Origin of the sequence: Lysinibacillus sp. FSL W8-0992 (assembly GCF_038008685.1) — a bacterium.
Taxonomy (GTDB): Bacteria; Bacillota; Bacilli; order Bacillales_A; family Planococcaceae; genus Lysinibacillus.
The window spans coordinates 3,717,965-3,744,778 of sequence record NZ_JBBOZQ010000001.1 but is presented as its reverse complement, the minus strand read 5'-3'; the positions used below and the strand labels follow the sequence as shown (position 1 = coordinate 3,744,778).

Sequence of the window (26,814 nt, the reverse complement as noted above, 5' to 3'; positions counted from 1 at the left end):
GCAAATCAAGGGATTTATGTTTAATAATATAGTAAATCTTCTGCTAGCTGAGTAAATAATTCGCCGATAATTGTTTCTTCATCATATACAGAGGAGCCTGTATTTTCCTCAGGCTGGGCGAAAGGAATATGAGCTATTACTTGGGTTTGCAGTAAATCAGCCAATTGTTCGGCTCCACCTTGTCCAAATAGATAGTTTTTTTGACCATCTGCCCCTGCAAAATAAGCCATGTTTTCTACTACACCAAGTATAGTATGCTTCGTATGTTGTGCCATCAAGCCTGCACGGGATGCGACGTGAGACGCGGCAAGATGCGGTGTTGTCACGATGATTTCTTGTGCTTGTGGAATCATCGCTGCCATATCAATGGCCACATCCCCAGTTCCTGGAGGTAAATCAATCAAAAGATAGTCCAAATCGCCCCATAACGTATTGACAAGGAAATTACGAATCCATTTGTTAAGCATAGGACCACGCCACATAACAGGCTGGTTCCCATTTGTGAAAAAGCCCATCGACATCAATTTAACCCCATGACTTTCAATAGGAATCGCTGTTTGATCAAGCATAGTAGGCTTTTGGTCAATGTTCATCATAGCAGGAATACTAAAACCATAAATATCAGCATCAAGTATGCCTACACGTTTACCAAGACGGGCAAGAGCGACCGCTAAATTAATCGTAACAGTCGATTTCCCAACACCGCCTTTGCCACTTGTGATAGCAATGAATTGCACACCAGAATTAAGCTGCAACATGTGCGGCATGCCTTGTGCATCAACATTTTTCTCTTGTAAAGAGGCGGTTAATGCACGACGTTCCTGATCTGTCATAGCGCCAAAGGTAATGGCAACACTGGTTGCACCAATCGCTTGTAATGCTTCCTCCACATCTTGCTTAATTTTCGCTTTTAACGGACATCCTGGAATCGTTAAAATAATATCCAGTGATAGATGGGTGTCATGTATATGAATATTGCGCACCATATTCAATGTGACGATACTCTGATGAAGCTCAGGATCTTGAACTTGTTGTAATGCGTTGATTACATCTTCTTGTACTAACATAACAGAACCACCTTATTCTTTTAAACCTTTGCCAAGTCCCTTTAAGAAATGGACCCCAAAATTTAGCGCACGATTGACATCTGGATCATTTAACATTTTTACAAGCTTAAATGCACTTACTTTTTCATCGGATTCAAGTGCTTTGTTGGCTTCCTCTACACCTGAATTTAAGCCATCAATTAGCTTAGTCGTTGTTTCAGGACTTAGCTCCGTCAATGCTCCCGCAACACCCATTAAATTATTAATGATATTAGTTACAGGTTTACGTGTTAATTGTCCAAGTGCAACATGGGCGACTTCTTCTTTAGCTTCTAGTAGCTTCATTGCTGCTTCTAATGCACCGATATCATTTAATTCAGCCATAATAAGCAACACTTGATTGACCGCTTCTTCTTGATCAGAAAGCAGTTGTTTGAGATTTTCTAATTTTTGTTCCTTTAGCTGTTCTTCTGTTACTTGTTGTTTTTTTATATTTGTAATGGGTGCAGCCATGCTCTCACTCTCTTTCGTTTATGGTTGTTAAGTGAACGTAGCCAGGACGATTCCATTTTCGTTGTACCTCAACACCATTTTGAGGATGACGCTTTTTATAGCGAGGGTTAGTGCGAGGAAGTGGTGTTTTGCCTTTTGCTTTTAGCACTTCTACTCGTACTTTTGTTTGTTTATAAGCTGGTGTTGATGTATTAACATCTGCTGCAGGACCAGTTAAGAAGTTGATAGCTGAATCTTTGCTAACAGAGTTCATTGGTAAAAATAATTCATTTCCTTGTACGCGATCTGTAACAAGGGCATTTAACTTTAACGCGCCATATGGAGATACTAAACGGAGTAGGGCCCCATCTTCAATGCCTCGTTCTTTTGCCAATTCTGGTGAGACTTCAACGAAAATCTCAGGTACCTTTGATTGAATACCTTTCGATTTATTTGTTAAATTTCCTTCGTGGAAGTGTTCAAGCATACGACCATTGTTAATATGACAATCGTATTGTGCCTCAAATTCAACTGGTTGTACCCAATCATTTAAAGCAAAACGCGCTTTTTTATCAGGGAAGTTAAAGCCGTCTTCATACAATAACGGTGTATCTTTACCATCGTGGCTACCCCAACAGAAACTATCCCAGCCTTCTAAGACATCATAGTTAGCTTGTGAAAATAGAGGAGACAGGCTCGCCATTTCATCAAAAATATCACTTGGATGATCATAATGCCAATCTGCTCCTAATCGACGTGCTACGGCTTGAAGGATTTCCCAATCTGCTTTTGATTCACCAAGTGTTGGTAAAACTTGATACAGGCGCTGAACTCGACGTTCAGTATTTGTAAATGTACCTTCTTTTTCAAGGGAAGGGGCAGCTGGTAAAATAACATCTGCATATTGTGCTGTACGTGATAGGAAACAATCCTGTACTACAAAAAATTCTATTTGTGAAAGGACCTCATCTACATGGTTGGCATTACAGTCAACAAGCGCCATATCTTCGCCCACTAAATACATCGCTTTCATTTTACCTTCCATAATGGCATCTAACATTTGCATATTAGTACGACCTGGTTTGGACTGAATAGGAACACCATAAGCTTTTTCGAATTTTGCACGTGCCGCATCATCAGTCACTTTTTGATAGCCTGGTAATAGATTTGGTAATGTTCCCATATCACAAGCACCTTGAACATTGTTATGACCGCGAAGAGGGTAGGCCCCAGCACCGGGACGGCGATAGTTACCAGTTGATAATAGTAAATTTGAAATAGCTGCTGATGTGTATGAACCTCCAGTATTTTGTGTTACACCCATGCCCCAAAGAACGCATGTACCGTCTGCATCACGAATCATCTCAGCAACTTCAATCAATGTTTCTTTCGTAATACCAGTCATTTCTTGCGCATAATCAAGTGTATATGTTTCAAGTACTTGTTTGAAATCATCAAAATGAAGGACATTTTCTCGAATAAAGGCTTCATCATGCCATCCTTGATCTATGATATATTTGGTAACTGCCATTAACCAAACTTGGTCAGTACCTTGTTTTGGACGCATAAAGATATCGGAACGCTCAGCCATTTCATGTTTACGTATATCGGCAACGATTAATTTCTGACCATGTAATTTATGCGCACGTTTCACACGTGTTGCTAAAACGGGATGACCTTCAGCTGGGTTAGCACCAACAATAATGACAAGACCAGCTTTGGCAATATCTTTTATTGTACCAGCGTCACCGCCTAAGCCTACTGTACGTAATAAACCATCAGTAGCAGGAGATTGACAATAACGAGAACAGTTATCGACGTCATTTGTTCCAAATAACTGACGAGCCATTTTTTGAATTAAATAATTTTCTTCATTTGTAATTTTAGATGAAGAGATAAAGCCGACAGAACCAGGACCATATTGTTGTTGAATACCACCAAGTTTTGTTGCAATTAGATCCAGTGCTTCATCCCATGATGATTCAACAAACTCATCATTTTTACGTATAAGTGGTTTTGTAATTCGTTCTTCTGAATTGACGAAATCCCAGCCGAATTTCCCTTTGACACAAGTCGAAATTGCATTTACTGGACCATCGGAAGGCTGTACTTTTAAAATTTTTCGGTCTTTTGTCCATACTTCGAATGAACAACCTACACCACAGAACGTACAAACTGTTTTCGTTTTTTTAGTGCGTTTACTACGCATGGCTGCTTCCACTTCAGAAACGGCAAAAATACCGCTATATCCCGGTTCAACTTCCTTAATCAAACTGATCATTGGATCTAACATATCCTGTTTCAAACCAGTCATAAATCCAGCCTCTCCAAGCATGGATTTTTCCATTAAGGCGTTACATGGGCAAACGGTTACACATTGACCACAACTTACACAGGAAGAATCATTAATGGCAGCACCTTTATCCCAAATTACACGTGGTCGTTCTGCTTCCCAATCGAGTGATAATGTTTCGTTCACCTGTAAATTTTGGCAAACTTCTACACATTGCCCACATGCAATGCATTGGTTGGGATCATATCGGTAAAATGGATGCGACATGTCCACTTCATGTGGTTCAACTTTGGGCGTGTACGGATATTTTTGATGCTCGATTTCCATTAATTCGGCTGTGTTGTGTAATGTACAATTTCCATTGTTATTATCACATACTGTACAGTACAATAAATGGTTTTCGAGTAGACGGTCCATTGCTTCTGTTTGTGCAGCTTTTGCTTTGTCAGAAGTTAATAAAATATTCATGCCGTCTACTGCCTTTGTGGAGCAGGAACGAACTAATTGGCCATTCACCTCCACAATACAAGTATCACATGTTTCAATTGGGTCTACAGCTGGCACATGACAAATCTGAGGATGAGGAATGGCATGTTGATTAATGGTATCAAGGATTGTAGCTCCTTCTTTTACATCATATGGAGCGCCATTAATTTTAATTTGAGTCAAGGTAACTTCCTCCTATTCACTTTGAGACTTATAGGACAACTTGTTACGGCTAAAGACAAAAGGGAATAACAAATCGAGTTGGTTATTTTTGAAGCGATTGTCTTGTTATTATTGTAATTCCCTATTGTTCTTTAATCTACCTCGAAATAGGTTTAATTTCTAGATTATAACAAATTATTCATGTCTCGTTTTTTAGAAAAATAAAAAAATCCACCATGAAATTACATGTCCAAAACATGCTAATCATTCATGGCGGATAAAATTCTTAGCAGGTCTTGCTAAAAACTCAATCTACTTTTATTTTAAATAACAATAGAATTCAAATATTAAAAACACTATGCAACATCGTGAGATAGGGATTAAAATAAATCAATTCCATTTGTGATATGTATTATTATAGACGTATCCTTCAAAATGAACAATATTAATCATAAAATTTATTAAATGAGAATGATTATCAAAAAATATTATCTCTTTTAATTTTTTTCAAGTTGCTATATCATTAACAAACTGTAAGGGTGACCTCATATCAATTTGCATAAAAAAAGTTTATTTACGATGGGAGAATCGTTGCTATGTCTAAAAAAATACATGAATTTAATGATATGATTCGAAAGTTAAGAAAAGAAGTATTTGGAAAAGGACCAGAGCGTATTCATACTGTTTTTGTTGAGAATATGGCTGTATCGACTTTATACGGAAATATCACACCGACGGAAAAATTTATTGCCAGTACACCCGAGGGGCTAAAGATGGTACATGCTGCAAGGACGAGTATGATTCAGGATTTATATACACAATCACCACCCGAGGGAATGGAAGAATTGATAGGCAGCAAATTACTGCACTTATTTTCAGATATTAAAATTGAAGAGGATTTTGCGATTTCCGTCTTTGTTTTTGAAAAAAATATCAGTGTGTAAAGGGGATGCCTTATGGATCGAGCAATAACAAGGAAAATTACGCGTGTAGAAGGCCAGCAAGTAAAAGAAATAGATGATTTAATCGTCTCAGAATACGCTGTGACTGTAAAAATTAATCAGCAAGAGTTTGTTACGATGGTTTGTACACCAGAGTATGTGGAAGATATGGTTATCGGCTACTTAGCTTCTGAACGAGTGATACGTAGCTTTGAGGATATTGAGGAAATTTGGCACCAAGAGAAAGAGGGCTTTGTGCATATTAAAACAAAACATGTCAATCCCTATTACCAACAGACGCAAAATAAACGTTATATTACCTCTTGTTGTGGCATGAGTCGGCAAGGATTTGTTTTTACCAATGATGCATTAGTAGCGAAAAAAATGGAAGATGTTCATGTGCAAATGACGACCGAGGATTGTTTTCGTTTAATGCATGAGATGCAGGACGGTGCAAACATTTTTAAGAAAACGGGTGGTGTGCATAATGCCGCACTATGTAATGTCAATGGCATTGTCTTAAGTCGCATGGATATAGGACGTCATAATGCGTTAGATAAAATTTACGGCTATTGCCTCCGTAACAATATTAGTATGCAAGATAAAATCATCGTCTTTAGCGGACGGATATCGTCTGAAATTTTACTAAAAGTCTCCAAAATAGGCTGTGAAATTGTGCTATCTAAATCAGCACCAACTGAATTAGCATTGCAATTAGCAGAGCAACTTGGCATTACGACGGTAGGATTTATCCGACAACATACACTGAATATTTATACACATCCAAAACGTATCCTATTACCTGCTCACAATTCACTGAAAGAAGGAGATTAAATGCATGATCTACAAGACCAATTAAATAGACCTTTAAGAGATTTAAGAATATCCGTAACAGATCGTTGTAATTTTCGTTGCCGCTATTGTATGCCAGCTGAAGTATTTGGTCCAGATTACGCATTTTTACCGTCTAATAAAATATTAACTTTTGATGAGATTGAACGATTAGTAAAAATCTTTGTTTCTTTAAATGTGAAAAAGGTGCGGATTACAGGCGGAGAGCCCTTACTTCGTCGTAACTTACCTGAATTAATTGCGCGCATTCACCGCATAGAAGGTATAGAAGATATTGCATTAACTACAAATGGTTCTTTATTAAAAAAATTTGCACAACCATTAGCACAAGCTGGCTTATCTCGCGTTTCAATTAGTCTCGATTCACTGGATGATGAGCGTTTTTCTGAGATGAATGGTCGTCGTGGCAAAGTATTATCGGTGTTAGAAGGAATTGAAAAGGCTGCAGAAGCGGGTTTACAAGTGAAAATTAATATGGTTGTGCAAAAAGGAAAGAATGATCAAGATATCGTTACAATGGCACAATTTTTTAAAGAAAAACAGCATATTTTACGCTTTATTGAATATATGGATGTAGGAAATTCAAATGGTTGGCGCTTAGATGATGTTGTGTCCAAAAAGGACATTATTGAGCAAATTCATCAATTTTCACCGTTACAGCCAGCAGCGCCAAATTACAAAGGGGAAGTGGCAACACGTTATCAATATCAAGACGCACAAGGTGAGATTGGCGTAATTTCGTCTGTTACGGATTCTTTCTGTTCCAGTTGCTCACGTGCTCGTCTCTCGGCAGAAGGAACATTATACACTTGTTTATTTGCAACAGAAGGCACGGATTTAAGAGAGCTGTTACGATCAGGGCAAGATGATGCTGCCATTATCAAATGTATTACAAAAGTATGGGAAACAAGAGATGATCGTTATTCAGATGAACGTAATGAGCAAACAATGGCAAAAAGGAAAAATTCAAAAATTGAAATGTCTCATATTGGAGGGTAGCGTATAAAAAAACAGAAAAAATCGGCAAAATAATGCCGAATTTTTCTGTTTATTTATGCACAAAAGTGCCACTTTTCCCACCAGTTTTTTCAACAAGATAGGTTTCTTTAATGACCATTGTTTTATCAACTGCTTTACACATATCATAAAAAGTTAATGCAGCAATAGAAACAGCAGTGAGGGCTTCCATTTCAACACCAGTTTTCCCACTACATTTGACCGTAGCTTGGATATGGAGCTCATAGCCGTTCTCTGCCTTTTCGTAATTAAATTGAAAATCTGTGCCTTGTAGCATGATGGGATGGCACATGGGAATGATATCTGCGGTTTTTTTTGCACCCATAATCCCTGCAATTTGAGCAACTTGCGTTGGATCACCTTTTTTAATGTCACCTTGTTGGATGGCTTCATAGACAACATCAGATAAAGTTATGATACTACGAGCAATTGCAGTACGTGTCGTGATTTCCTTTTCTGAAATATCAACCATTTTTGGACGACCTTCGTCGTTCCAGTGTGTAAAATTATTCATTGTTAGACTCCTTTTTATTTGTTTTTGACCAATCTTGCTGTGCATTAATATTGATAAATGTTGAGTTATCATCATCAAAAGGGACATAACAAACCCGTAGTTGCGCTAACAGCACTTTCATACTTCGTTTGTTTTGTTCCGTTAATTGTTGTGCCTTGGATAAAGCTGTACGGCGATATAATGCAGCTAATGGTTGATCGCGTAGCGCTTGTAAAGGAATAATCGCATCATAATCGTCATTAATGAAGGTGACCATTTTTTGGATAAAATCAGCATTCATATAAGGCATATCGCTTGCTACGACAAAAAACCATTCCACATCAGGATAGGTTGTCATAATATGATGCAAGGCAAAAAGAGGTCCTTGATGTAGTTGCTTTTCGATGATCCAGTGGACGTTTTCCTCTTCAAACTGATATTGTAAGTGCGCATTTGTAGCAATGATGAGAGGGGATAGCTGATTTTTTTGCAACGCTATGAGACTATGCTTATATAAAGGTTGCCCAGCAAACATCTCAAACATTTTAGGTTTACCATACCGAGAGGATTGACCGCCAGCTAATACAATACCAGCAATTTTCATTTTCATAAGCGATTCAACTCACCAACAAAATGTTTGACAGTAGGTAATATGAGCTTCGTCATAGCCAGTGTCACCGCATTTGTGGAGCCTGGTAAAACGTAAATGGCTGTTTGTTGAAGACTCCCAGCAGTAGCACGACTAAACATCGCTCTTGGGCCAATTTCTTCATAGCTGAGTGTTCGAAATAATTCACCAAACCCCATCATTTCTTTTTCAAAAAGAGGCAAAATGGTGTCGTAAGTTTGGTCTCTTGGTGTAAAACCTGTTCCACCCGTGACGATAATGGTATTAATTGTTGAATCACTGCACCATTTTTTTACATGACTAGCGATATCCAGTGGCTCATCCTTTGTTAGTTGATAGTCCACAACGACAAATGTAGCTTCTTGAAGTAATGATTGAATACGCTGTCCAGCATGATCATCTGCCTTTGTGCGTGTGTCACTGACCGTTAAAATAGCAACTTGTATTGGTTGCTGATGATGTGTGGGATGCACAGTAAAGACCTCCTTCGAACGTGTTTTACTTAAAAACATTGCCTTTATTATAATGCTATAAATGAAAAGGTCAAACGAAAATTCATAGAAAGAAAGGCCATATACTTATGCAAAATAGATATTCTAGACAACAATTATTTAATCCTATCGGCCAAACAGGGCAAGCTTCTATCCAACAAAAACATGTCCTAATAATAGGTGCGGGTGCATTAGGGAGTGCTAGTGCTGAAGCGCTTGTGCGTGCGGGTATTGGCAAACTGACACTCATTGACCGTGATTATGTAGAGTGGAGTAATTTACAAAGACAACAATTGTATACAGAGCTAGATGCACAAGAGAAAATGCCGAAAGTCATTGCAGCTAAAAATCGTCTTCAACAAATTAATGCAGAAGTAGAAATCAATGCCGTCATTATGGATGCTTGTACAGAGTCGCTGCTACCATTGTTAAAAGATGTAGATGTGTTGGTCGATGCGACTGATAATTTTGATGTTCGTTTTTTTATGAATGACCTTGCTCAAAAATATAGTATTCCTTGGGTTTACGGCTCTTGTGTTGGAAGTTATGGTGCGACTTATACGATTGTACCTGGCAAAACACCTTGTTTGCATTGCTTATTAAAAGTAATGCCCCATACTGGGATGACTTGCGATACGGTAGGAATTATTAGCCCAACGGTCCAAATTGTTGCTGCCTATCAAGTGGCAGAAGTTTTAAAATTGCTTGTTGGTGATGAGAAAGCATTAAGAAAAAGCTACTTAACGTTTGATGTTTGGCAAAATCAACACTATGAAATCAATGTAGATAAAATAAGGCAGTCCGATTGTCCATCTTGTGGTAATCACCCAATATATCCTTATTTATCCTATGAAAATCAAACTAAATTACAAATACTTTGTGGACGGGATGCAATCCAAATTCGACCACCAAAGCCGATTCACTATCAATTCGAGCAGCTGGCAAACCAACTTCGCGCCTATGGTGAAATTCAGATGAATCCTTATTTGCTTTCTTGCCAAGCTGACGATTACCGAATCGTCATTTTCCAAGATGGGCGAGTTGTAATTCATGGTGTACAAGATATACAAAAAGCTAAAACCATTTACTATCGTTTATTAGGTTAAAGGAGTGTGTAAAATGCTAGAAAAAAGACAACCAATTCCAGTAGCAGAAGCTGTTCATCGTGTAATGGACTATGCTTTTCAAGCAAAAAAAGAGCTTGTGTCATTAACGCAAGCCCATGGTCGCTTTATTGCAGAAGCTATTAGGGCCGATCATGATGTACCAGCTTTTGACCGTTCACCATATGATGGCTATGCCATTCGTTCCGTCGATAGCAAAGAAGCTTCTTCGCAGCATCCAGTTCAATTTCAGGTTGTTGGGGAAATTGGCGCAGGCTATGTCTATGACGAAGTAGTAGGCGAACGACAAGCTGTCCGCATTATGACAGGGGCCCCTATACCACAAGGGTGTGATGCAGTGGTCATGCTAGAATTAACCCATACTTTTGAAGAAGATCATCAAAAGTATATGTCGATTAAACGATCTTTTGAAGCAGGGACAAACATTTCCTATAAAGGGGAAGATGTACAGCAAGGCACTATTCTCATTGAAAAAGGTCAATATATTAACCCAGGTGTAATGGCATTACTCGCTACTTTTGGCTATGAGCAAGTACCTGTTTATCGTAAAACGGTCATTGGTGTCATTGCAACTGGTAGCGAATTACTAGAGCCAGGCGAATCTTTACAGCCCGGTAAAATTCGAAATAGTAATGCCTATATGATGATGGCGCAAATTGAGCGGGCTGGAGCACAAGTAAAATATTACGGCAAGTTTAGCGATGACCTTGAGTTATGTATTAAAAACGTTGAAAACGCCTTACAGGAAGTAGATATTCTAATTACAACGGGAGGCGTTTCTGTAGGTGATTATGATTATTTACCAGCCATTTACGAAGCGATTCATGCAAACGTACTGTTTAATAAAGTGGCGATGCGTCCAGGTAGTGTGACAACGGTGGCTGTTCGCGACGACAAATTATTGTTTGGGCTTTCGGGGAATCCTTCAGCTTGCTACGTTGGCTTTGAACTTTTTGTACGCCCGATTATTCGCACTGCATATAGTAATGCTCAACCCCATTTACGTAGAGCGCAAGCGATTTTAGGGGCGGATTTTACAAAGCCAAATCCCTTTACACGTTTTGTACGCGCACAAGCCTATTATGAAGAAGGTAAGCTAGTAACAGTACCATCTGGCTTTGACAAATCGAGTGCAGTTTCTTCGTTGGCGTCAGCCAATGCTTTCATCGTCTTACCTGGTGGTTCACGAGGCTATGAAAAGGACATGTCAGTAGCAGTTTTATTGTTAGAAGATTTGCAAGGAAGTGAATGGCCTTGGGACAACATCGAAAAATCTTACAGATAGTTGGTTATCAAGATAGTGGAAAAACGACGCTGATGGAGCAATTGATTAAGCAAGCTACAAAGGAAGGGCTACGAGTAGGAACGATTAAGCATCACGGACATGGTGGTGTGCCAATGGTTGAAAATTCGAAAGATAGTAGCCGGCATGAGCAGGCGGGTGCGATGATCACAGCAGTGGAGGGTGAGGGTACTTTACGGATGAGTATTCACCAAAATAACTGGCAACTGGCTGAGATACTAGCGATTTATGCTTCTTTTCCAATGGATATCATTTTGATTGAAGGGTATAAATACGAACATTATCCAAAGGCTGTGCTTCTACGAACAGCACAGGATCATGTGCTACTACAGCAAGTAACCAATATTATTTGTGTAATCTATTGGCCAAGCTATCCACTCGATTCGTCCCTAACGATCCCAGCGTATTCGATACATGATGAAACACAATATATGGAATTTTTGTTGAAAGAAATGAGGGGGAAATGATGACGGCACCGTTGTTTGAAATTATTGATAAACCGATTGATGTAGAGCAAGTAAGACAAAAAGTACTTAGTCGAAATGCTGGAGCTATTACACTATTCATTGGCACAGTGCGTGAAATGACAAATGGTAAAAAAACATTGCATTTGGAATATCAAGCCTATCCTGCGATGGCGATAAAAATGTTTGAACAGATTGCGAAGGAAATACAAGAGCAATGGCCAGAAGTAAAAATAGCCATTTCCCATCGTGTAGGGCACTTAGCTATTTCTGATATTGCGGTCGTAATTGCGGTGTCATCACCACATCGTAAAATCGCATATTTGGCAAATGAATATGCGATTGACCGTATTAAGCAAATTGTTCCTATATGGAAAAAAGAACATTGGGAAGACGGGACAGAATGGATTGGTGATCAATTAGAAAATATCCCTTATCCGCAAGGGGAACCAGTTATTCAGGAGGAGGAGGAAAAGTGTGATTAACATCTTATTATTTGCACATCTACAGGAATTGGTTGGTGAATCAAAGCTAACTGTAGAGCTGTCAGATGTGACGGTTGCTCACTTGAAAGAGTGGATGGAAGAGCACTATCCACAGCTATCATTACAACAAATAATGACGGCAGTAAATGAGGAATTTGCAACGGATACTACAATCGTCAAATCGGGAGACACTATCGCCTTTATCCCACCCATCAGTGGGGGATGAAGACAAAAGAGCGGGATAAAACGTAAAATTTTAATCGTGTTAGTAAATTTCGCTATGTAACATGAAAGAAGCTATGCAGTAACGCATAACACACGTCTTACGGTGTGCTAAGTGAGGAAAGCATCCGCCGTAACGAACAACAACGGCACAGCAAAAAAAGTGTTAGATTGATTGCGGTCAATCTAACACTTTTTCTCTTATACTTTTAGCAAATGGATACTAAGAAGTAAAAGGAAGGAAATAGCGATCATACACAAAACCCATGTCCAGGCAAGGGTCATGTTTCCCGAATCAATCGCCATATAAATAGCTAGCGGTGTTGTTTGTGTTTTCCCTGGAATATTCCCCGCAAACATTAATGTCGCTCCAAACTCACCTAAAGCTCGTGTGAAGCTTAAAATCCCGCCAGATACAAGCGCTTTTAAAGCAAGGGGTATGGACACATAAAGAAAGACTTGCCATTCGTTAGCCCCATCTACACGTGCTGCATTTTCAATATCGCGATCAACAGAGGCAAAGCCCGTTTTAGCTGATTGATACATTAAAGGAAAGGCAACAATCGTAGAAGCGATAACAGCAGCCCACCATGTGAATATGACTGGCTGATCGAAAAGCCATACAATTAGATTTCCAAAAAAACTGTTTTTCCCAAAAATAACGATGAGCAGGAAACCTACTACAGTAGGAGGTAATACTAAAGGTAAGAGCAACACGGTTTCTAGCAATAGCTTCCCTTTAAAATGATGGGTTGCCATCCATTTCCCCAGTAAAATTCCTGCTATAATAGCGAGAATTCCCGCAACAAAGGCAATTTCAATTGAAAGTTTAAGTGGAGACCAAAAATCGGTACTCATTTTTAGTGAGCTCCTTTAAACCCATACTTTTTAAAAATATTCATTGCTTCGTCACTTTGTAAAAATTGATAAAAATCTTCCGCTTCTTGAGCATGCTTACTCGCTTTTAAGACACCTACAGGATAAATAATCGGTGCATGCATAGCTTTATCAGCAGTCGCAACGATATCAACTTTATCGGAGACAAGGGCATCTGTCTTATAAACCATTCCAGCATCTACGTTTTCTGTTTCTGTGTAAGTAAGTACTTGACGCACATCTTTTGTATACACCACTTTCAATTCAAGTGAATCCCAAAGTTGCATATTTTTTAATGTGTCGACGCCATACTGCCCAGCAGGAACCGTTTCGGGTGTACCAAGCGCGATTTTTCCTGCTAGTTGTAAATCTTCAAAGGATTTGATTTGTTTTTCATTATTTTTAGGAACGATTAATACTAATTCATTGGCTAAAAGATCCGTTCCTTGCTTTTGATCAATCATTTCTTTTTCTACAAGCGCATCGAATTTATCTTCCGCGGCTGAAAAGAAAAGATCTGCAGGAGCACCCTGTAAAATTTGTTGCTGTAATGCACCAGAACCACCAAAGTTATAGAGGATTTTGATCGTATCGTGTTGTTTTTCATAAGTTGTTTTAAGTTCTTCTAAGGCATCCTGTAAACTAGCTGCCGCAGAAATCGTTAATTCAACGGGTTCGTTTGCTGTCACCTCTTTTTCTTGGTTACCACAGGCTGCAAGTAGCCCAACTAGTAATGCTAGTGTCGCAAATAAACTATAAAATTTTTTCACTATGATAATACTCCTTTTATAACTCGTTATAACAAGACATAACAAATTATAAACAGTTATAAGTAAAAAAGAAAGATAGATTTGGTAGAAAATTTCAAGATGTTCATAAAGCTATAAATACGTTACCATGTAAATAGAGGTATATAGGAGGAGAAATTTTATGTCACAAGAACAATCCTATACGATTGAAGAGGTTGCACAATTATTAAAAGTTTCGAAATTGACGATTTATGATTTAGTGAAAAAGGAAGAATTGCCAGTCTTCCGTGTAGGAAGGCAAATGCGGGTAGATCGTGCTGACTTACAAGCCTATATACAAAAACGAAAAACAGGTAGTGCGTCATTGACATCCGTAGCAACTCAGACTAAAAATTATTCAAAAATAATTATAAGTGGACAAGATTTAGTATTAGATATTTTAGCCAAATATATTGAGAAAAGGCAGTCTACGAAAGTGTTGCGTTCACATGAAGGTAGTTTTAATGGTGTGATGGCGTTGTATAATGGAGACTGTGATATTGCGAGTTTACATATGTTTGATGGAGATACAGGAGATTATAATACGCCTTATGTAAAGAAAATCTTTGTGAGCCATCCGTTTGTCCTCATGAATGTAGTATCACGTAAAGCAGGTTTCTATGTTCAAAAAGGGAATCCATTGCAAATCCGCACATTTGAAGATTTTCAAACAAAGTCATTTAACTTCATTAACCGTGAGAAAGGCTCAGGTGCTCGCACTTTGTTAGATGAGCAATTGCGTGTTCATAATATTGTACCGACCACTATTGAAGGCTATTCCCGTGAAGAAATGAGCCATCTTGATGTTGCTTCTGCTGTCGCCAATGGACACGCTGATGTTGGGATAGGAATTGAAAAAATCGCCAAGCTCATTGATGTCGATTTTATTCCAGTTGTTAAAGAGCGTTATGATATTGTGTTATTAAAAACGCCTGAAAACCGACAACTAATTGATGCGGTGAAGGAGATTTTAAATGCACCTGATTTCCAATCTGAAGTGGCTGCATTAGGAGATTATGACGTCTCTCAAATGGGGCAAGTTATGTATGAAACGCTATCATAAAATTTCATATTGAGTTTATGATAAAAATCAATTACAATTTTAACTAGTAAATTTAATGGTCGTTGTGTCATTTGGATATTGCACAGCCTCTATAAAATTTTCACGATATATGGTGAGATGGATAAATTAGTAGGTATTACTGCTATGATATTAGCCCGCCATAAAATAGCTTGCGTTGTTAATGCGCAACTATTTTATGGGCGGGCTTTTTTGTATATAAAAAAGGGGGCTGGATTATGTGACCTGGACAGTATTACACATCATTGGCATGATTGCATACGCCATAAGTGGTGCATTTGTTGCGATACAGGCCAAATATTCTTTTATTGGTATATTTGTGCTCGGTCTTACTACGTCTTATGGTGGTTCCATTATCCGTAATGTTGTACTGGATATACCTGTGTCAGATATATGGGATCGTCATTCTTTATTAGTTGTTTTAGCTACGCTAACGACTATTTTATTTGTCAAAAAGAATTGGATTCATCACTGGAACCGCTGGGGCTATTTCTTTGATTCAATTGGCCTAGCTTCTTTTGCTATACAGGGCGGATTGTTAGCAAAAAGCTTACAGCACGACATCGGCATCATTATTATTGCTTCTATGTTTACGGGTGTTGGTGGTGGCATGATTCGTGATTTGTTAGCTGGGAGAACCCCACTTGCATTAAGAGAAGAAATTCATGCTGTACTAACAATAGTATGTGCACTCTGTATATGGGCAGGGTGGGACAGCCCGCTTGAATTATCAGTAATCGTGTTTTTCATAGTGATGATTCGAATGTTTTCTGTTTTGAAGTGCCAGGCACGCAAATAATTCTGACAATTAAACAGTTAAAAAAGCCTCGTTCTTATATTTAGAACGAGACTTTTAGTATAGAGAGGTACTATTACACTGCACCAAATAATTTTAAAATATTGATAATGACAATACCTACAATACCAAAGTCAGAATCACCAAATGTTGTTCCTTCATAGCCGATGTCACCCATGAAAATAAGTAGAATAGCAGGGATGAAGCTGATGATTAAACCGTTGGCAAAGGCACCTGCCATCGAGCCGATTCGACCACCTGTTGCATTTCCAAAAACGCCTGCGGCTGCACCAGTGAAAAAGTGAGGCACGAGACCTGGTATAATGACTTTTAGCCCAATAAGTGGGAGTGCGAACATGGACAATAAACCAGCTAAAAAACTAAAGAGGAAGCCGATGATAACTGCATTTGGTGCGAATGGGAAAATCGTCGGGCAATCTAATGCAGGCTTAGCATTTGGCACGAGCTTGTCGGCAATGCCTTTAAATGCCGGGATAATTTCAGCAATTAGCATGCGCACGCCTGCAAGGATAATATAAACACCAGCAGCAAAGGTAATCGCTTGAATAATTGCAAAAACAATGAAATTTGATCCACCTGATAATTGTGCTTCAATATAAGAGCGACCTGCAAATAATGCCACTACAATAAAAAATATGCTCATTGTTAAGGAAATGGCTACTGATGTATCTCTTAAAAATCCTAGTGACTTGGGTACTTGAATCGCTTCAGTTGTTTTAGCTTTGTTGCCAAATAGCTGCCCAATTTTAGCAGATACATAGTAACCTATACTTCCAAAATGTCCAACTGCGAAATCATCACTACCTGTAATTTGGCGCACTGTAGGCTGTAAAATGGCAGGGAAAATAACCATACAAATACCTAATAATATTGATCCGGTAATAATAAGCGGTATGCCACTCATACCACCAACCGAGAGCGAAGCCGCGATTAAACACGCCATAAATAATGTATGATGCCCAGTTAAAAAAATATATTTTAAAGGCGTAAATCGCGCTAGCAATAAGTTCATGATCATACCGAACACCATAATCATGGCAGTGGATGTCCCAAAAGTCGTTTGCGCCGCGGCTACAATGGCTTCATTGTTGGGGATAACCCCTTGAACCTGAAAGGCATGATCGAACATTTTACTAAAGTGAGTTAAAGAGCCAATTAAAACGGCTGCACCTGCACCTAAAATGACAAAGCCCATAATGGTTTTTAAAGTACCTGAAAGAACAGTTGAAGCGGACTTTTTTTGGATTAGTAAGCCGACAAGCGCAAATAGGCCGACTAGTATTGCTGGTGTACCTAAAATGTCATTCATCATAACATCTAACATACCAACACCTCATCCTATCCAATTTTAAAAACTAAACTTGAAAATATATAATCTCACGGACTATTAACGTAAAATGAATTTTTCCTAAAGCAGCGGCCCAAGCTTGAATGTTATTTCTGGAATACTCATCATATTGACGATACGAACGATTTTTCTCACACCATTATCTAATTGATCTACAATATCTCCTGCACCGATATAAATATCTGCCTTCTCTGCCGTTGCAGATGTTAAATCTGTATGCGTTACCTCTGCTTCTTTTCCGAGTTCAAGTAGTGCTTTTTTTACATTCAGTTCCATAATGAAGCTACTGCCTAAGCCGTTTCCGCAAACGACCAAAATTTTCATCATCATTGCTCCTCTGTAGCATATTTTTTTATTTTCTCCATAATGCATTCTGGACGCTGACATCCAATAATATTGTCGATTTGACTAGGTTCTTGTAACACTTGTGTTAAATCAACTAGAGCTTGTAAATGCGTTGTATGATCAGTAGCCGCTAAAACGATAATTAGTGATACAGGTTTATCTGCTCCAAATAGTACAGGGTTTTGTAGATTTAATAAGCTCATCGATAATTCATTTACTCCATCAGATGGACGAGCATGTGGTATTGCAACTTTAGGTGTAAGTACGACATATGGGCCGTGTTGTTCGATGGATTGTATCATGGCTTGGATATAGCGCTTTTCTATTTTGTTTTGCTGTATTAGTGGTGATGCTGCGACGTATATAGCCTCTTGCCAGTTAGCTACTTTGTTAACAATTTGAATTGTATCTATATTGAGTAACTCGGTAAGCAAGTTGTTATCCCTCCTTTCATTAGCAATCAACATGTCTTCTATCCATGTTATTAATGCATACTATGAAATTATGTCAGATTGCCGAATATTTTTAACGAATTTGTTGAAAAGGGAGAGAGTGTGGAATAAGCCGCTTCTGAAGCTATTTTGTGCATATAGGGGAGGGAGAGCTCACAGATGTTTTGTATCTGTGAGTCAAGTTGATTAATTAAAATGAAGGGTATTATGACTGGATTTTTCGTGCTAAATCGTAAATGGCTTTTTTGACAAATCCATCAATCTTATTGTCTAGTCTGGACTGAGGGTATATAAGCTGAATTTTCCGTTTAAGTGCTATATCATGTAAGTCTTTCTTCACTAATAAGCCTGATTGTAATTCTTCTTCAATAAGGGAAACAGACAGAAATGCAATTGTTTTACCAAATGTCAGCATTTTTTTAATCGTACTTACAGAATCGAGTTCAATTGTATTAAAAGATGGTTGAAATGGGTTTAGCCATTTTTCAATAAAATGGTTGGTTGAACTAGATGAAGTGTGTAATAATACTTTGTTTTTAAGGACATCTGATTGTGAGATGTCTTTTTTTGCTGCAAGTTCGTGACTAGGGCTTAAAGCCAAAACGAGCGAATCTTCACCAATCTTTTCATAGGAAAGTGTTGGGTTTTGTTGCTTTGTTTCCATTATTAAACCAAAGTCAAGCTCCTGCAAGGCTACCATTTTTTCGATTTCAGGTGCTGTTTTTACTTCTAAGGAAATTCGAATGTCTGGATAAGCCGTAGAGATTTGGTTAATAATTTCAGGCATAAAAATATGGGCAGGTAGTGCACTTGCACCTAAACGAATGGAACCAACGTTACCTGCTAATAGATTTTCAATGAAGCGATCCATATCGTTTTGTAATTGTACTATTTGGCGTGCATAGTGAAAAAGCCCTTCTCCCGCTTCAGTTAAACGATAGCCACCTGCATTTGTCCGAAACAAGCGTACACCGTATTCTTCTTCAATCGAGCGAATATGAAAGGAGACAGTGGGTGGGGTAATACCTAGCTCTTTAGCGACGGGAGCTAATTTTTTAAAATCGACGAGTAAGCAAAATGCCTGTAATTTAAGATGATTCATTTTAGCCTCCTAAAGTAAATTCGATAAACTATTGCATTAACTTTAGTTTATTAGATTTTTTTTAACGACATATTAATAGTAGGTTAATATTTTCTAAATATCTGGAAACTATAGTAGAGATAGATGAGGAGGATACAATGAAAATCTCAATTACAAATGTAGAGAAAAAATATGGACATGCGCAAGCGCTATGGCCCATTAATGTGGAATTAAACAGTAAGTTCATTACAATATTAGGACAATCGGGCTGTGGTAAAACGACATTATTAAAAATATTGGCTGGCCTTGAGAAACCAACAAATGGTGAAATTGCATTCGATGACAAAATCATTTATTCTTCTAAGCTTCGTAAAAATGTCAAACCAAATAAACGCAATATCGCCATGGTCTTTCAAGATTTCGCGCTATGGCCGCATATGACCATTTTCCAGAATATCGCATTTGGTTTAAAAGGAATTGTAACAAAGGCGGAAATACCAGAACGGGTAGCGGATGTTATGCGTTTGGTGAACATGGAGGGATATGAAAATCGCAAGCCCGGACAATTGTCGGGTGGTCAACAACAGCGGGTAGCACTTGCGAGGGCACTGGCAACGAATCCAAAGTTAATTTTATTTGATGAACCATTATCAGCACTAGACGCAGTGCTTAGAGAAAAAATGCAGGATGAAATTATGCATATTATCCATGAACTAGATTGCCAAGCGATTTTTGTAACACATGATCAAACGGAAGCAATGACTATGTCAGATCAAATTATTGTAATGGAGTCAGGTAGAATTGCACAGGTTGGGTCACCAGAGGAGATTTATCACGCACCAGCAACACCTTATGTAGCGGATTTTATAGGCAAGGTTAATTGGTTTGATAAAGGTAATTGTATTGTACGTCCAGAGGGTGTATCGAGAAAACAATATCCTGGAACTATTGCGAAACAAGCGATGATTGTGAAAAGTACTTTTGTTGGGGATCGATATTTAGTACAGGCACAAGTAGAAGGAAAGCAATGGAGCTTTTATGAAACCGTGCCACTGGAACAAGGCAAGCAACTTGAAGTTTTTGTAGATACAAAACAAATATATCAATTGGAGGGTTTAACGTGAAAAAACGTTTCAAATTACTAGCAACTGCTGGGGTTCTTGTAGCATTAACATTAGCGGGGTGCGGCAATAATAAATCAGCTGACAGTGTCAATAATGAGGCAGCAAGCGCAAAGCCGAAAGAAGTGCAAACATTAACGGTCTATTCAGCTGGTCCAGATGGGTTGGCTGCCAATATACAACAAGCTTTTGAAGAAAAAACGGGCATAAAAGTAGAAATGTTTCAAGGCACAACAGGCAAAATTTTATCTCGTTTAGAAGCGGAGAAAAATAATCCTGTGGCAGATATCGTTGTATTAGCTTCTGTGGCATCAATGGACGGACTAAAGGAATCAAATCAGCTACATAGCTATAAAGAGGCAGAAAATGCTACGAAAATGAATAGTGATTGGTCAGATGTAGAGGGCTATTACTATGGCTATAGCGCCTCAGCATTAGGTATTGCCTACAATACGAAAAATACAAAAGACATTCCAACTGAATGGACAGATTTAGCTAAACCAGAGTGGCAAGGAAAAATGAATATTCCTGATCCAAGTTTGTCAGGTTCTGCTGTCGATTTTATTTACGGCTATACTGAAGCTGAAAAAACTGCTTGGGATACAATCCAATTATGGAAAAACAATGGATTACAAGTGAATGGTGCAAATAAGGAAGCATTAGATGCAGTCATTACAGGTGATAAAAATGCAACAATCTCAGGCGTAGACTATATGGCTTATAAAGCAAAAGCGAGTGGGGAGCCAGTAGAAATTGTTTATCCGAAGAGTGGAACTGTTGTAAGTCCTCGAGCGGTAGGTATTATGAAAGATGCTAAAAATGTTGAAGGTGCAAAAGCATACGTCAATTTCCTACTTTCAGATGAAGGACAAAAGCTAGTTACAGATGCTTATTTACTGCCAGGTAATAACGAAATAGCTGTAAAAGATCGTGCTGCATTAGATGAAATTCCACAGTTACATGTGAACTGGAAAGGTTCAGAGTCAAAGCAGCTTGATATATTAACGAAGTTTAATGATATTTTCCGTTAAGAGGCCAGCGAAGGAATCAAAAAGCATCTTTCCTTTTAGATGATGCGATTAACTTGTTGAGCAAAAATTCGCTTTTAGTCAGTAATCAGTCTTTAAGAAACAGCACTGACTATTGCGGATTTTTTTCAAAATAACAATTATGTTCTATTTGGACTATCTATACTATGTTTTCTAAGAAAGGAATGATGCAACGATGATCATGGAAGGCAAACGCACTTTTGGCCTCTTATTGACGATTGTCGCAACGTTTGCTATCGCGCCATTAATAGCCATTGTTTATTATACATTTGTCCATGATGGTCATTTTGACGTTTCACAAATTAGTAGAATGTTTGACAATGATCGTTTATGGCGGACATTAGGCAATTCTTTATTGCTAGGTATATTCGTTATTTTAGGGACGACGATACTAGCATTGCCTATGGCATTAATTCGTACAAAAACAAGCTTACATAAATATGATTGGCTAGATATTATTTTAACGATTCCTTTTATGACACCGCCTTATATCGGTTCTATGGGATGGATATTGTTTATGCAAAATAATGGTTTTTTACAGCAGCTAGTACCGGGGACCGCTTGGTTATCAAATGCCTTTTTTTCTTTATTTGGTATGGTCATGGTTATGAGTCTGCACCTGTTTCCTTTTTTATATTTAATGCTGAAAAATACGTTGCTTCGAATTAATGGTTCATTTTTAGATGCTGCACTTATTTTTGGCCGCAGCTCTTTAAGAAATTGGCTGCGGGTTATATTGCCTTTACTCGTTTCAAGCTATGTTCTAGGAGTATTGCTGATTTTCATTAAAACGCTGGCGGAATTTGGGACGCCTGCAACGTTTGGAAGTCGCATCGGATTTCAAGTTTTTACGACAGAAATTCACTCTTATCTTTCAAGATGGCCAGTAGATATTCGTATGGCAACATCGCTCTCATTATTTTTACTTTCAGTGTGTCTCGTTGTTTGGTATGTTCAAAATCTTATCGGACGAAAGTTTACATATAGCGTGCTTTCAGGAAAAACACCCGCTGTTCGTGACATAAAAGATAAATGGTTTATTAAGCTTGGTGCATGGTTTTATGTAGGTTTTGTGTTATTGTTTGCAATCGGCATTCCATACTTTTCGATTATCGTGACTTCGTTACAAAAGGTTCGTGGAGATGGTTTAAGTGCCGGCAATTTCAGTTTTGCGTCTTATGAGGCTGTGTTTACTAGCGGAAGCGCTGGGTTAGCAGCATTTTTAAATAGCGTTGTTTTTTCAATTTTAACTGCCGTTATTACAGCGATCATTGGTTTTTTTATTGCACTATACATTAAAAAGGGTGAAACGAAAAAGCAACAAATGTTAGATTTCTTTAGCTTAATGCCAAATATTATTCCTGGAATTGTTTTTGTCGTCGGTTTAATTATGTTTTGGAATGCACCTTGGCTACCAGCGACGATTTACAATACAAAGACAATGGTAGTTGTGACGTATTGTGTGCTTTTCCTACCATACTCTGTGCAATATACAAAATCTACATTTTCACAGTTAGATCAATCTATTTTCCAATCAGCTGCTATTTTTGGACGAAATAGTTGGGACATGTATCGATATATTTTCATCCCACTGTTAATGCAGGGAATACTTGCTGGCATGATGATGACATTTATTATTTCAATGCGTGAGCTAGTCGCAGGTCTCCTTATTTTGCCACCGTCAGTTGAGACAGGAGCAACGTTTATCTACAGCCAATTTGAACAAGGCAATGTTGGGCTAGGAATGGCTGTTGCGGTTATTACAGTCGCTATGACCGTTGTTTTTATGTTCCTATTAGATTGGCTTCAAAAACGGGGAGGACACGTAGGTGCTTAATATAGAAATTTTAGGAGGAGTTGGGGAGTATGGTCGTAACTGCTTTTATCTCGAAAAAGATGGGCGTGCTATTTTACTAGATTGTGGTGTTATGAACAATAGTGAAAAAACAAAGCCAAATTTATCACCAGCTCATGTGGCAAAACTAGATGCAGTGTTTATTTCTCATTCCCATATTGATCATGTAGGTGCGCTTCCTTTACTTGTACAGTTGGGCTACGATGGTCAACTCATTATGAGTGAAATAACAGCGAAACAATTAAAGCAATCTTTTAAAAATATTCAAACGTTTGAACCAAAGTCGATTGGCAGTTGGATAAATATTAACGATAATCTTTCTTTTCAATGGGGCTATAGCGGACATTTAATAGGGAGCGTTTGGTACAGCATTCGATTTTTAGAGGAGGTGATATTTTTTTCAGGAGATTACGTGATGGATTCCTATCTATTAAAGGCGAATCTTCCGATGATGGGAAAGAATGATTATAACGTTGCGTTCATAGATAGCGGCCATTTTGAAAAGCACATTAACAACAAAGAAATATTGCATCAATTAGCGGATTTTATCGATGCCAACGATAGTAGACCAATTATTTTTCCTTCTTCCTATTCTGGCAAAACTGCTGATATTGCGTTTTACCTTTTTGAGCATACTACAAGAAAGGTGTCTATCGATAATGATTTTTTTCCTTTTTTTGAAGAGTATTACGATGCGCCCGAAAATGTTGTATCTACTAAGCTATTGCCGTCATTCAGAAGTCACTGTTTACAAAAGATGATAATGGAAGATAACGCTATTTATTTTGTTCCTGAGCGAGATGAAGGAACAATTACGAAGCTACTAACTAATTTACCATCAGCAATTGTAATCTTTACAGGGTACTTTAATAAAGGCAATTACATGCAACAATTAGCACCAAATCAAATAAAACATTTTTTCTACAAAACACATCCTGATTATCAGGATACTATCGTGCTGTCAAAGCACATAAATGCTCATAAAACCATCTATTTTCACAGTCAGTTAACAAATATAGAAACGACACTTTTAAAAATAATCGGAAATGAGGATGAAAATATATGAGAAATTATTTGAAAAAGCTTGCAATGAAACTAGGCGTAATGGGATTGGTATTATGTACTATTGGCATGTTGAATACTATACAGGCAAAAGCGGCCATTGAGCCCGAGCATGAGATTAAATATAATTTAAAATCAGAGCTGTTCAATGAGTCGGACATTTTGAAATTTTTTACAGCTACTAAAAAAGATGAAGTGAAAATTTATTACTTCGATACACAAAGTAAAGATTTTCTAAGTGCGGACTATAACAATCGTTTGCGTGTTTATAAAGATAGCAATAAAATTGACATTACGTATAAAAAGAGATTTCTCAATACACCACTTGAAGAAGCACTTGCGATAACTGAAAGTCACGGCTTTACAGGTGACGAGTCCAACTATAAATTTGAAATGGATATTAAGGGCGGTAATCGTACGTTTACAATTAGTCGAAAAGAGTCCTTGAAGGAAACTGCTAAAGTTAACTACGATGCTGTGGATTCAAGTGCTGCAAAAAAAATAATTTTAGACAATGTGCCAAAGAAAATTTTAAATTGGGACTCTGCTACTTGGTTTAATAACACGTTATCACAGGCGGTCGTGTATGGACCTGCCAAGGCAACAACATATAAAGGAAGCTATGCAGGATATGAGGCAGATATTGAAGTTTGGCATTATCAAGGTGAAATTATGATAGAGCTATCGACAAAAGAAAGCAATGCTGCAAAAGCTGCATCGATTGAAAAAGTATGGCGTGAACATCTAGAAGCAGCAGGTTTTCTAAGTGCGGATCAGCGTGGGAAAACGGCGTTTGTAATGGAAAAGTAATATTTCAATTAAGATTCAATAAGATTTCATAAAAAATTTCGTGATACTTCTACGGATAGCGACAAAGCAACCGGTAGAAGCATACGAAATTTTTTTATTTATCATTTTCTAGCCTTTAGTCAGTAAAATATTTGTACAGCATAGTAGGTAATTAATATGGTGTTACGGTAAAAGATAGTAGACATACATCTGTTTGTTCTATTGGTGAAAAATGGACAATCTCTTTTGAGATGAAATAAAAACACATAAAGTTTGTTCTAACTTTTTCAAATTAGCTTACACTTACTATAGGACGAACTTTGTGTGGAGTAAGGGGGAAATAACATAGCGAAAAAAATGGGAATTGTTGCGCTACTATTATTTGGTGCTTATGTTCTTTGCATGTACTGGTATATATTTCATAGTGGCGGTGGCACAATACCGCGGGCGTTTCAAGGAACCGCTGCGGACCCAGTCATGTTTATGTCTGAAAAAGAATTAAACTTAAGTGGTGAATATTCAAAAATACGAAATTTCCTATTCTTTGTAGTAACACCGTTTGAATGGCTCGTTTATATGGTCATTTTGTTAATGGGTGTGTCTCGTTATTTTGAAAAAGTTGCGACTTCCCAAACAAAATGGAAACTGCTACAAAATGCTGCCTATTTATTTTTGTTATCATTTTTGCTTTATGTAGTGCTTTTCCCAATTGAATACTATCGCTATCATTTAAGTAAAAGCTATGGAATAAGTACACAGGCCTTTGCCTCATGGATGCGAGATGGGATTATTGATTTTTGGATCAACTTTGGAATGACCTTTATTGTCGTATCAGTAATATATTGGCTGATTAAAAAGAGCGTGAAGAGATGGTGGCTATATGCATGGCTATTAACGATTCCCTTTACGATTTTTGTCATGTTTCTTCAGCCCGTTGTCATTGATCCGTTGTACAATGATTTTTATCCGTTAAAAAACAAAGAACTAGAAACGAAAATTTTAGCAATAGCTGATCAAGCTAATATTCCGGCAGAGCATGTCTATGAAGTCAATATGGCACAAAAGACAAATGCCCTAAATGCCTATGTTACGGGTATCGGTAGTAATTCAAGAATTGTACTTTGGGATACGACATTAAATCGCTTAACAGATAATGAAATTTTATTTATCATGGCACACGAGATGGGACATTATGTTGAGAAGCATATTTATTTTGGTATTGCGGGTTATTTAATATTGACCTTAATAGGGCTATGGATAACAGCGAAAAGTATGAGGTGGGCGATTGCTCGGTACGGACATGCATTGAAAATTACGAAAATGGGTGACATCAATTCTTTGCCACTATTTTTACTCATTACATCTTTTTTATTATTTGCTTCGAGTCCGTTATCTAACTATGTATCACGATATCAGGAAACGAGAGCGGATAATTATGCCATATCATTGATGGGTGATCGCACGGCAGCGGTAACGGCATTCCAAAAGCTTACGATATCAGGGTTAAGTGAAGTCAACCCACCACTTCTTGTTAAATGGTTCCGCTATACACATCCGACAATGCTTGATCGAATTATGAAAGTGGCGGAAACGGAAGAACCTAAAAATGAAAAGCCGCTAAAGGAAGAGCAGAAAAAAAGCAAATAGACTT

Annotated in this window: 28 protein-coding genes; 16 read left to right on the top strand and 12 right to left on the bottom strand. The window is 37.9% G+C overall.

Annotated elements, in window-relative coordinates; all coding sequences use genetic code 11:
- Positions 1 to 20: 20 nt before the first annotated feature.
- From NSQ74_RS18795 to fdhF, 3 genes are read right to left on the bottom strand one after another with little or no spacing between them, the layout of a single operon-like run.
- The gene (locus tag NSQ74_RS18795; RefSeq protein WP_340825351.1) at positions 21 to 1,067 is read right to left on the bottom strand and encodes an Mrp/NBP35 family ATP-binding protein; all 1,047 of its coding nucleotides are present in this window, start codon (positions 1,065 to 1,067) and stop codon (positions 21 to 23) included.
- A 12-nt stretch (positions 1,068 to 1,079) separates the two neighbouring features.
- Positions 1,080 to 1,559 (bottom strand): DUF1641 domain-containing protein, encoded by a 480-nt coding sequence (locus tag NSQ74_RS18790; protein ID WP_340825349.1) that lies wholly within the window; start codon positions 1,557 to 1,559, stop codon positions 1,080 to 1,082.
- 4 nt (positions 1,560 to 1,563) lie between these two features.
- The gene (gene fdhF, locus NSQ74_RS18785; RefSeq protein ID WP_340825348.1) at positions 1,564 to 4,500 is read right to left on the bottom strand and encodes a formate dehydrogenase subunit alpha; all 2,937 of its coding nucleotides are present in this window, start codon (positions 4,498 to 4,500) and stop codon (positions 1,564 to 1,566) included.
- Between the two features lie 575 nt (positions 4,501 to 5,075).
- Between fdhF and NSQ74_RS18780 the strand changes: the two genes are divergently transcribed.
- Genes NSQ74_RS18780 through moaA form a run of 3 tightly spaced genes read left to right on the top strand, consistent with a single transcriptional unit; the run spans position 5,076 to position 7,271 of the window.
- A complete protein-coding gene (locus NSQ74_RS18780) occupies positions 5,076 to 5,423 on the top strand; it encodes a DUF2294 domain-containing protein (RefSeq protein ID WP_173478387.1) in 348 nt (115 codons plus the stop codon).
- A gap of 12 nt (positions 5,424 to 5,435) precedes the next feature.
- A complete protein-coding gene (gene fdhD / locus NSQ74_RS18775; protein ID WP_340825345.1) occupies positions 5,436 to 6,254 on the top strand; it encodes a formate dehydrogenase accessory sulfurtransferase FdhD in 819 nt (272 codons plus the stop codon).
- Positions 6,255 to 7,271 carry a GTP 3',8-cyclase MoaA gene (gene moaA, locus NSQ74_RS18770; protein ID WP_340825343.1) on the top strand — a complete coding sequence of 339 codons (1,017 nt, stop codon included), beginning with the start codon at positions 6,255 to 6,257 and terminating at the stop codon, positions 7,269 to 7,271. It abuts the gene before it with no gap.
- A 49-nt stretch (positions 7,272 to 7,320) separates the two neighbouring features.
- Here the strand turns inward: moaA and moaC are convergent, their stop codons facing one another.
- The 3 genes from moaC to NSQ74_RS18755 are packed head-to-tail and all read right to left on the bottom strand — an operon-like array spanning position 7,321 to position 8,883.
- Entirely contained in the window at positions 7,321 to 7,803 is a 483-nt protein-coding gene (moaC, locus tag NSQ74_RS18765; RefSeq protein ID WP_173478390.1) for a cyclic pyranopterin monophosphate synthase MoaC, read from the bottom strand.
- Positions 7,796 to 8,392, bottom strand: coding sequence for a molybdenum cofactor guanylyltransferase (mobA, locus tag NSQ74_RS18760; protein ID WP_340825340.1), 597 nt, complete (start codon positions 8,390 to 8,392; stop codon positions 7,796 to 7,798). The genes moaC and mobA overlap by 8 nt, the downstream gene beginning before the upstream one ends.
- Positions 8,389 to 8,883 (bottom strand): MogA/MoaB family molybdenum cofactor biosynthesis protein, encoded by a 495-nt coding sequence (locus NSQ74_RS18755; protein ID WP_340825338.1) that lies wholly within the window; start codon positions 8,881 to 8,883, stop codon positions 8,389 to 8,391. The genes mobA and NSQ74_RS18755 overlap by 4 nt, the downstream gene beginning before the upstream one ends.
- Positions 8,884 to 8,990: 107 nt before the next feature.
- On the opposite strand from NSQ74_RS18755, the gene NSQ74_RS18750 reads away from it, so the two are divergent.
- The 5 genes from NSQ74_RS18750 to moaD are packed head-to-tail and all read left to right on the top strand — an operon-like array spanning position 8,991 to position 12,503.
- Positions 8,991 to 10,007, top strand: a complete 1,017-nt coding sequence (locus NSQ74_RS18750; RefSeq protein ID WP_340825336.1) for a thiazole biosynthesis adenylyltransferase ThiF — start codon at positions 8,991 to 8,993, stop codon at positions 10,005 to 10,007.
- A gap of 13 nt (positions 10,008 to 10,020) precedes the next feature.
- Entirely contained in the window at positions 10,021 to 11,310 is a 1,290-nt protein-coding gene (locus NSQ74_RS18745; protein WP_340825334.1) for a molybdopterin molybdotransferase MoeA, read from the top strand.
- A complete protein-coding gene (gene mobB / locus NSQ74_RS18740) occupies positions 11,274 to 11,795 on the top strand; it encodes a molybdopterin-guanine dinucleotide biosynthesis protein B (RefSeq protein WP_340825332.1) in 522 nt (173 codons plus the stop codon). Before NSQ74_RS18745 ends, mobB begins: the two co-directional genes overlap by 37 nt.
- Complete coding sequence (locus NSQ74_RS18735) at positions 11,795 to 12,277, top strand: molybdenum cofactor biosynthesis protein MoaE (RefSeq protein WP_340826501.1); 483 nt, start codon at positions 11,795 to 11,797, stop codon at positions 12,275 to 12,277. The genes mobB and NSQ74_RS18735 overlap by 1 nt, the downstream gene beginning before the upstream one ends.
- On the top strand, positions 12,270 to 12,503 hold the full coding sequence (moaD, locus tag NSQ74_RS18730) for a molybdopterin converting factor subunit 1 (protein ID WP_340825331.1): 234 nt from the start codon (positions 12,270 to 12,272) through the stop codon (positions 12,501 to 12,503). The genes NSQ74_RS18735 and moaD overlap by 8 nt, the downstream gene beginning before the upstream one ends.
- A gap of 197 nt (positions 12,504 to 12,700) precedes the next feature.
- On the opposite strand, the gene modB is transcribed toward moaD, so the two are convergent.
- On the bottom strand, positions 12,701 to 13,357 hold the full coding sequence (gene modB / locus NSQ74_RS18725; RefSeq protein ID WP_340825329.1) for a molybdate ABC transporter permease subunit: 657 nt from the start codon (positions 13,355 to 13,357) through the stop codon (positions 12,701 to 12,703).
- A gap of 2 nt (positions 13,358 to 13,359) precedes the next feature.
- Positions 13,360 to 14,145: a molybdate ABC transporter substrate-binding protein gene (gene modA / locus NSQ74_RS18720; RefSeq protein ID WP_340825327.1), complete on the bottom strand. Its 786-nt coding sequence runs from the start codon at positions 14,143 to 14,145 to the stop codon at positions 13,360 to 13,362.
- 160 nt (positions 14,146 to 14,305) lie between these two features.
- On the opposite strand from modA, the gene NSQ74_RS18715 reads away from it, so the two are divergent.
- Both NSQ74_RS18715 and NSQ74_RS18710 read left to right on the top strand, forming a co-directional pair.
- Positions 14,306 to 15,226 carry a helix-turn-helix transcriptional regulator gene (locus tag NSQ74_RS18715; RefSeq protein ID WP_340825326.1) on the top strand — a complete coding sequence of 307 codons (921 nt, stop codon included), beginning with the start codon at positions 14,306 to 14,308 and terminating at the stop codon, positions 15,224 to 15,226.
- A 238-nt stretch (positions 15,227 to 15,464) separates the two neighbouring features.
- Complete coding sequence (locus NSQ74_RS18710) at positions 15,465 to 16,043, top strand: trimeric intracellular cation channel family protein (protein ID WP_340825324.1); 579 nt, start codon at positions 15,465 to 15,467, stop codon at positions 16,041 to 16,043.
- Between the two features lie 73 nt (positions 16,044 to 16,116).
- Here NSQ74_RS18710 and NSQ74_RS18705 read toward each other — a convergent pair whose 3' ends face one another.
- The 4 genes from NSQ74_RS18705 to NSQ74_RS18690 all read right to left on the bottom strand — a co-directional run bounded on the left by NSQ74_RS18705 (position 16,117) and on the right by NSQ74_RS18690 (position 19,308).
- Positions 16,117 to 17,385, bottom strand: coding sequence for a PTS ascorbate transporter subunit IIC (locus tag NSQ74_RS18705; protein WP_340825323.1), 1,269 nt, complete (start codon positions 17,383 to 17,385; stop codon positions 16,117 to 16,119).
- 84 nt (positions 17,386 to 17,469) lie between these two features.
- Entirely contained in the window at positions 17,470 to 17,733 is a 264-nt protein-coding gene (locus NSQ74_RS18700) for a PTS sugar transporter subunit IIB (RefSeq protein WP_340825322.1), read from the bottom strand.
- A 2-nt stretch (positions 17,734 to 17,735) separates the two neighbouring features.
- On the bottom strand, positions 17,736 to 18,188 hold the full coding sequence (locus tag NSQ74_RS18695; RefSeq protein WP_340825321.1) for a PTS sugar transporter subunit IIA: 453 nt from the start codon (positions 18,186 to 18,188) through the stop codon (positions 17,736 to 17,738).
- A gap of 223 nt (positions 18,189 to 18,411) precedes the next feature.
- Entirely contained in the window at positions 18,412 to 19,308 is an 897-nt protein-coding gene (locus NSQ74_RS18690; RefSeq protein ID WP_340825320.1) for a LysR family transcriptional regulator, read from the bottom strand.
- Between the two features lie 137 nt (positions 19,309 to 19,445).
- Here NSQ74_RS18690 and NSQ74_RS18685 point away from each other — a divergent pair, with 137 nt between their 5' ends.
- The 6 genes from NSQ74_RS18685 to NSQ74_RS18660 all read left to right on the top strand — a co-directional run bounded on the left by NSQ74_RS18685 (position 19,446) and on the right by NSQ74_RS18660 (position 26,810).
- Positions 19,446 to 20,411 carry an ABC transporter ATP-binding protein gene (locus tag NSQ74_RS18685; protein ID WP_340825319.1) on the top strand — a complete coding sequence of 322 codons (966 nt, stop codon included), beginning with the start codon at positions 19,446 to 19,448 and terminating at the stop codon, positions 20,409 to 20,411.
- A complete protein-coding gene (locus NSQ74_RS18680; protein WP_340825317.1) occupies positions 20,408 to 21,439 on the top strand; it encodes an ABC transporter substrate-binding protein in 1,032 nt (343 codons plus the stop codon). Before NSQ74_RS18685 ends, NSQ74_RS18680 begins: the two co-directional genes overlap by 4 nt.
- Positions 21,440 to 21,632: 193 nt before the next feature.
- Positions 21,633 to 23,294: an ABC transporter permease gene (locus NSQ74_RS18675; RefSeq protein WP_340825316.1), complete on the top strand. Its 1,662-nt coding sequence runs from the start codon at positions 21,633 to 21,635 to the stop codon at positions 23,292 to 23,294.
- Positions 23,287 to 24,378, top strand: a complete 1,092-nt coding sequence (locus NSQ74_RS18670) for an MBL fold metallo-hydrolase (protein ID WP_340825315.1) — start codon at positions 23,287 to 23,289, stop codon at positions 24,376 to 24,378. Before NSQ74_RS18675 ends, NSQ74_RS18670 begins: the two co-directional genes overlap by 8 nt.
- Positions 24,375 to 25,184, top strand: coding sequence for a hypothetical protein (locus NSQ74_RS18665; protein WP_340825313.1), 810 nt, complete (start codon positions 24,375 to 24,377; stop codon positions 25,182 to 25,184). The genes NSQ74_RS18670 and NSQ74_RS18665 overlap by 4 nt, the downstream gene beginning before the upstream one ends.
- Before the next feature lie 324 nt (positions 25,185 to 25,508).
- Positions 25,509 to 26,810 (top strand): M48 family metallopeptidase, encoded by a 1,302-nt coding sequence (locus NSQ74_RS18660; protein WP_340826500.1) that lies wholly within the window; start codon positions 25,509 to 25,511, stop codon positions 26,808 to 26,810.
- Positions 26,811 to 26,814 lie beyond the last annotated feature (4 nt).

Bases quoted from the DNA above. Each gene is read 5' to 3' on its own strand.
- modB (WP_340825329.1), bottom strand. From the start codon at position 13,357: ATGAGTACCGATTTTTGGTCTCCACTTAAACTTTCAATTGAAATTGCC.
- fdhD (WP_340825345.1), top strand. From the start codon at position 5,436: ATGGATCGAGCAATAACAAGGAAAATTACGCGTGTAGAAGGCCAGCAA.
- NSQ74_RS18685 (WP_340825319.1), top strand. From the start codon at position 19,446: ATGAAAATCTCAATTACAAATGTAGAGAAAAAATATGGACATGCGCAA.
- NSQ74_RS18780 (WP_173478387.1), top strand. From the start codon at position 5,076: ATGTCTAAAAAAATACATGAATTTAATGATATGATTCGAAAGTTAAGA.
- NSQ74_RS18665 (WP_340825313.1), top strand. From the start codon at position 24,375: ATGAGAAATTATTTGAAAAAGCTTGCAATGAAACTAGGCGTAATGGGA.
- mobB (WP_340825332.1), top strand. From the start codon at position 11,274: ATGGCCTTGGGACAACATCGAAAAATCTTACAGATAGTTGGTTATCAA.
- NSQ74_RS18790 (WP_340825349.1), bottom strand. From the start codon at position 1,559: ATGGCTGCACCCATTACAAATATAAAAAAACAACAAGTAACAGAAGAA.
- mobA (WP_340825340.1), bottom strand. From the start codon at position 8,392: ATGAAAATGAAAATTGCTGGTATTGTATTAGCTGGCGGTCAATCCTCT.
- NSQ74_RS18715 (WP_340825326.1), top strand. From the start codon at position 14,306: ATGTCACAAGAACAATCCTATACGATTGAAGAGGTTGCACAATTATTA.
- NSQ74_RS18735 (WP_340826501.1), top strand. From the start codon at position 11,795: ATGACGGCACCGTTGTTTGAAATTATTGATAAACCGATTGATGTAGAG.
- NSQ74_RS18750 (WP_340825336.1), top strand. From the start codon at position 8,991: ATGCAAAATAGATATTCTAGACAACAATTATTTAATCCTATCGGCCAA.
- NSQ74_RS18705 (WP_340825323.1), bottom strand. From the start codon at position 17,385: ATGTTAGATGTTATGATGAATGACATTTTAGGTACACCAGCAATACTA.
- moaC (WP_173478390.1), bottom strand. From the start codon at position 7,803: ATGAATAATTTTACACACTGGAACGACGAAGGTCGTCCAAAAATGGTT.
- NSQ74_RS18795 (WP_340825351.1), bottom strand. From the start codon at position 1,067: ATGTTAGTACAAGAAGATGTAATCAACGCATTACAACAAGTTCAAGAT.
- moaA (WP_340825343.1), top strand. From the start codon at position 6,255: ATGCATGATCTACAAGACCAATTAAATAGACCTTTAAGAGATTTAAGA.
- NSQ74_RS18675 (WP_340825316.1), top strand. From the start codon at position 21,633: ATGATCATGGAAGGCAAACGCACTTTTGGCCTCTTATTGACGATTGTC.
- NSQ74_RS18745 (WP_340825334.1), top strand. From the start codon at position 10,021: ATGCTAGAAAAAAGACAACCAATTCCAGTAGCAGAAGCTGTTCATCGT.
- NSQ74_RS18700 (WP_340825322.1), bottom strand. From the start codon at position 17,733: ATGAAAATTTTGGTCGTTTGCGGAAACGGCTTAGGCAGTAGCTTCATT.
- NSQ74_RS18690 (WP_340825320.1), bottom strand. From the start codon at position 19,308: ATGAATCATCTTAAATTACAGGCATTTTGCTTACTCGTCGATTTTAAA.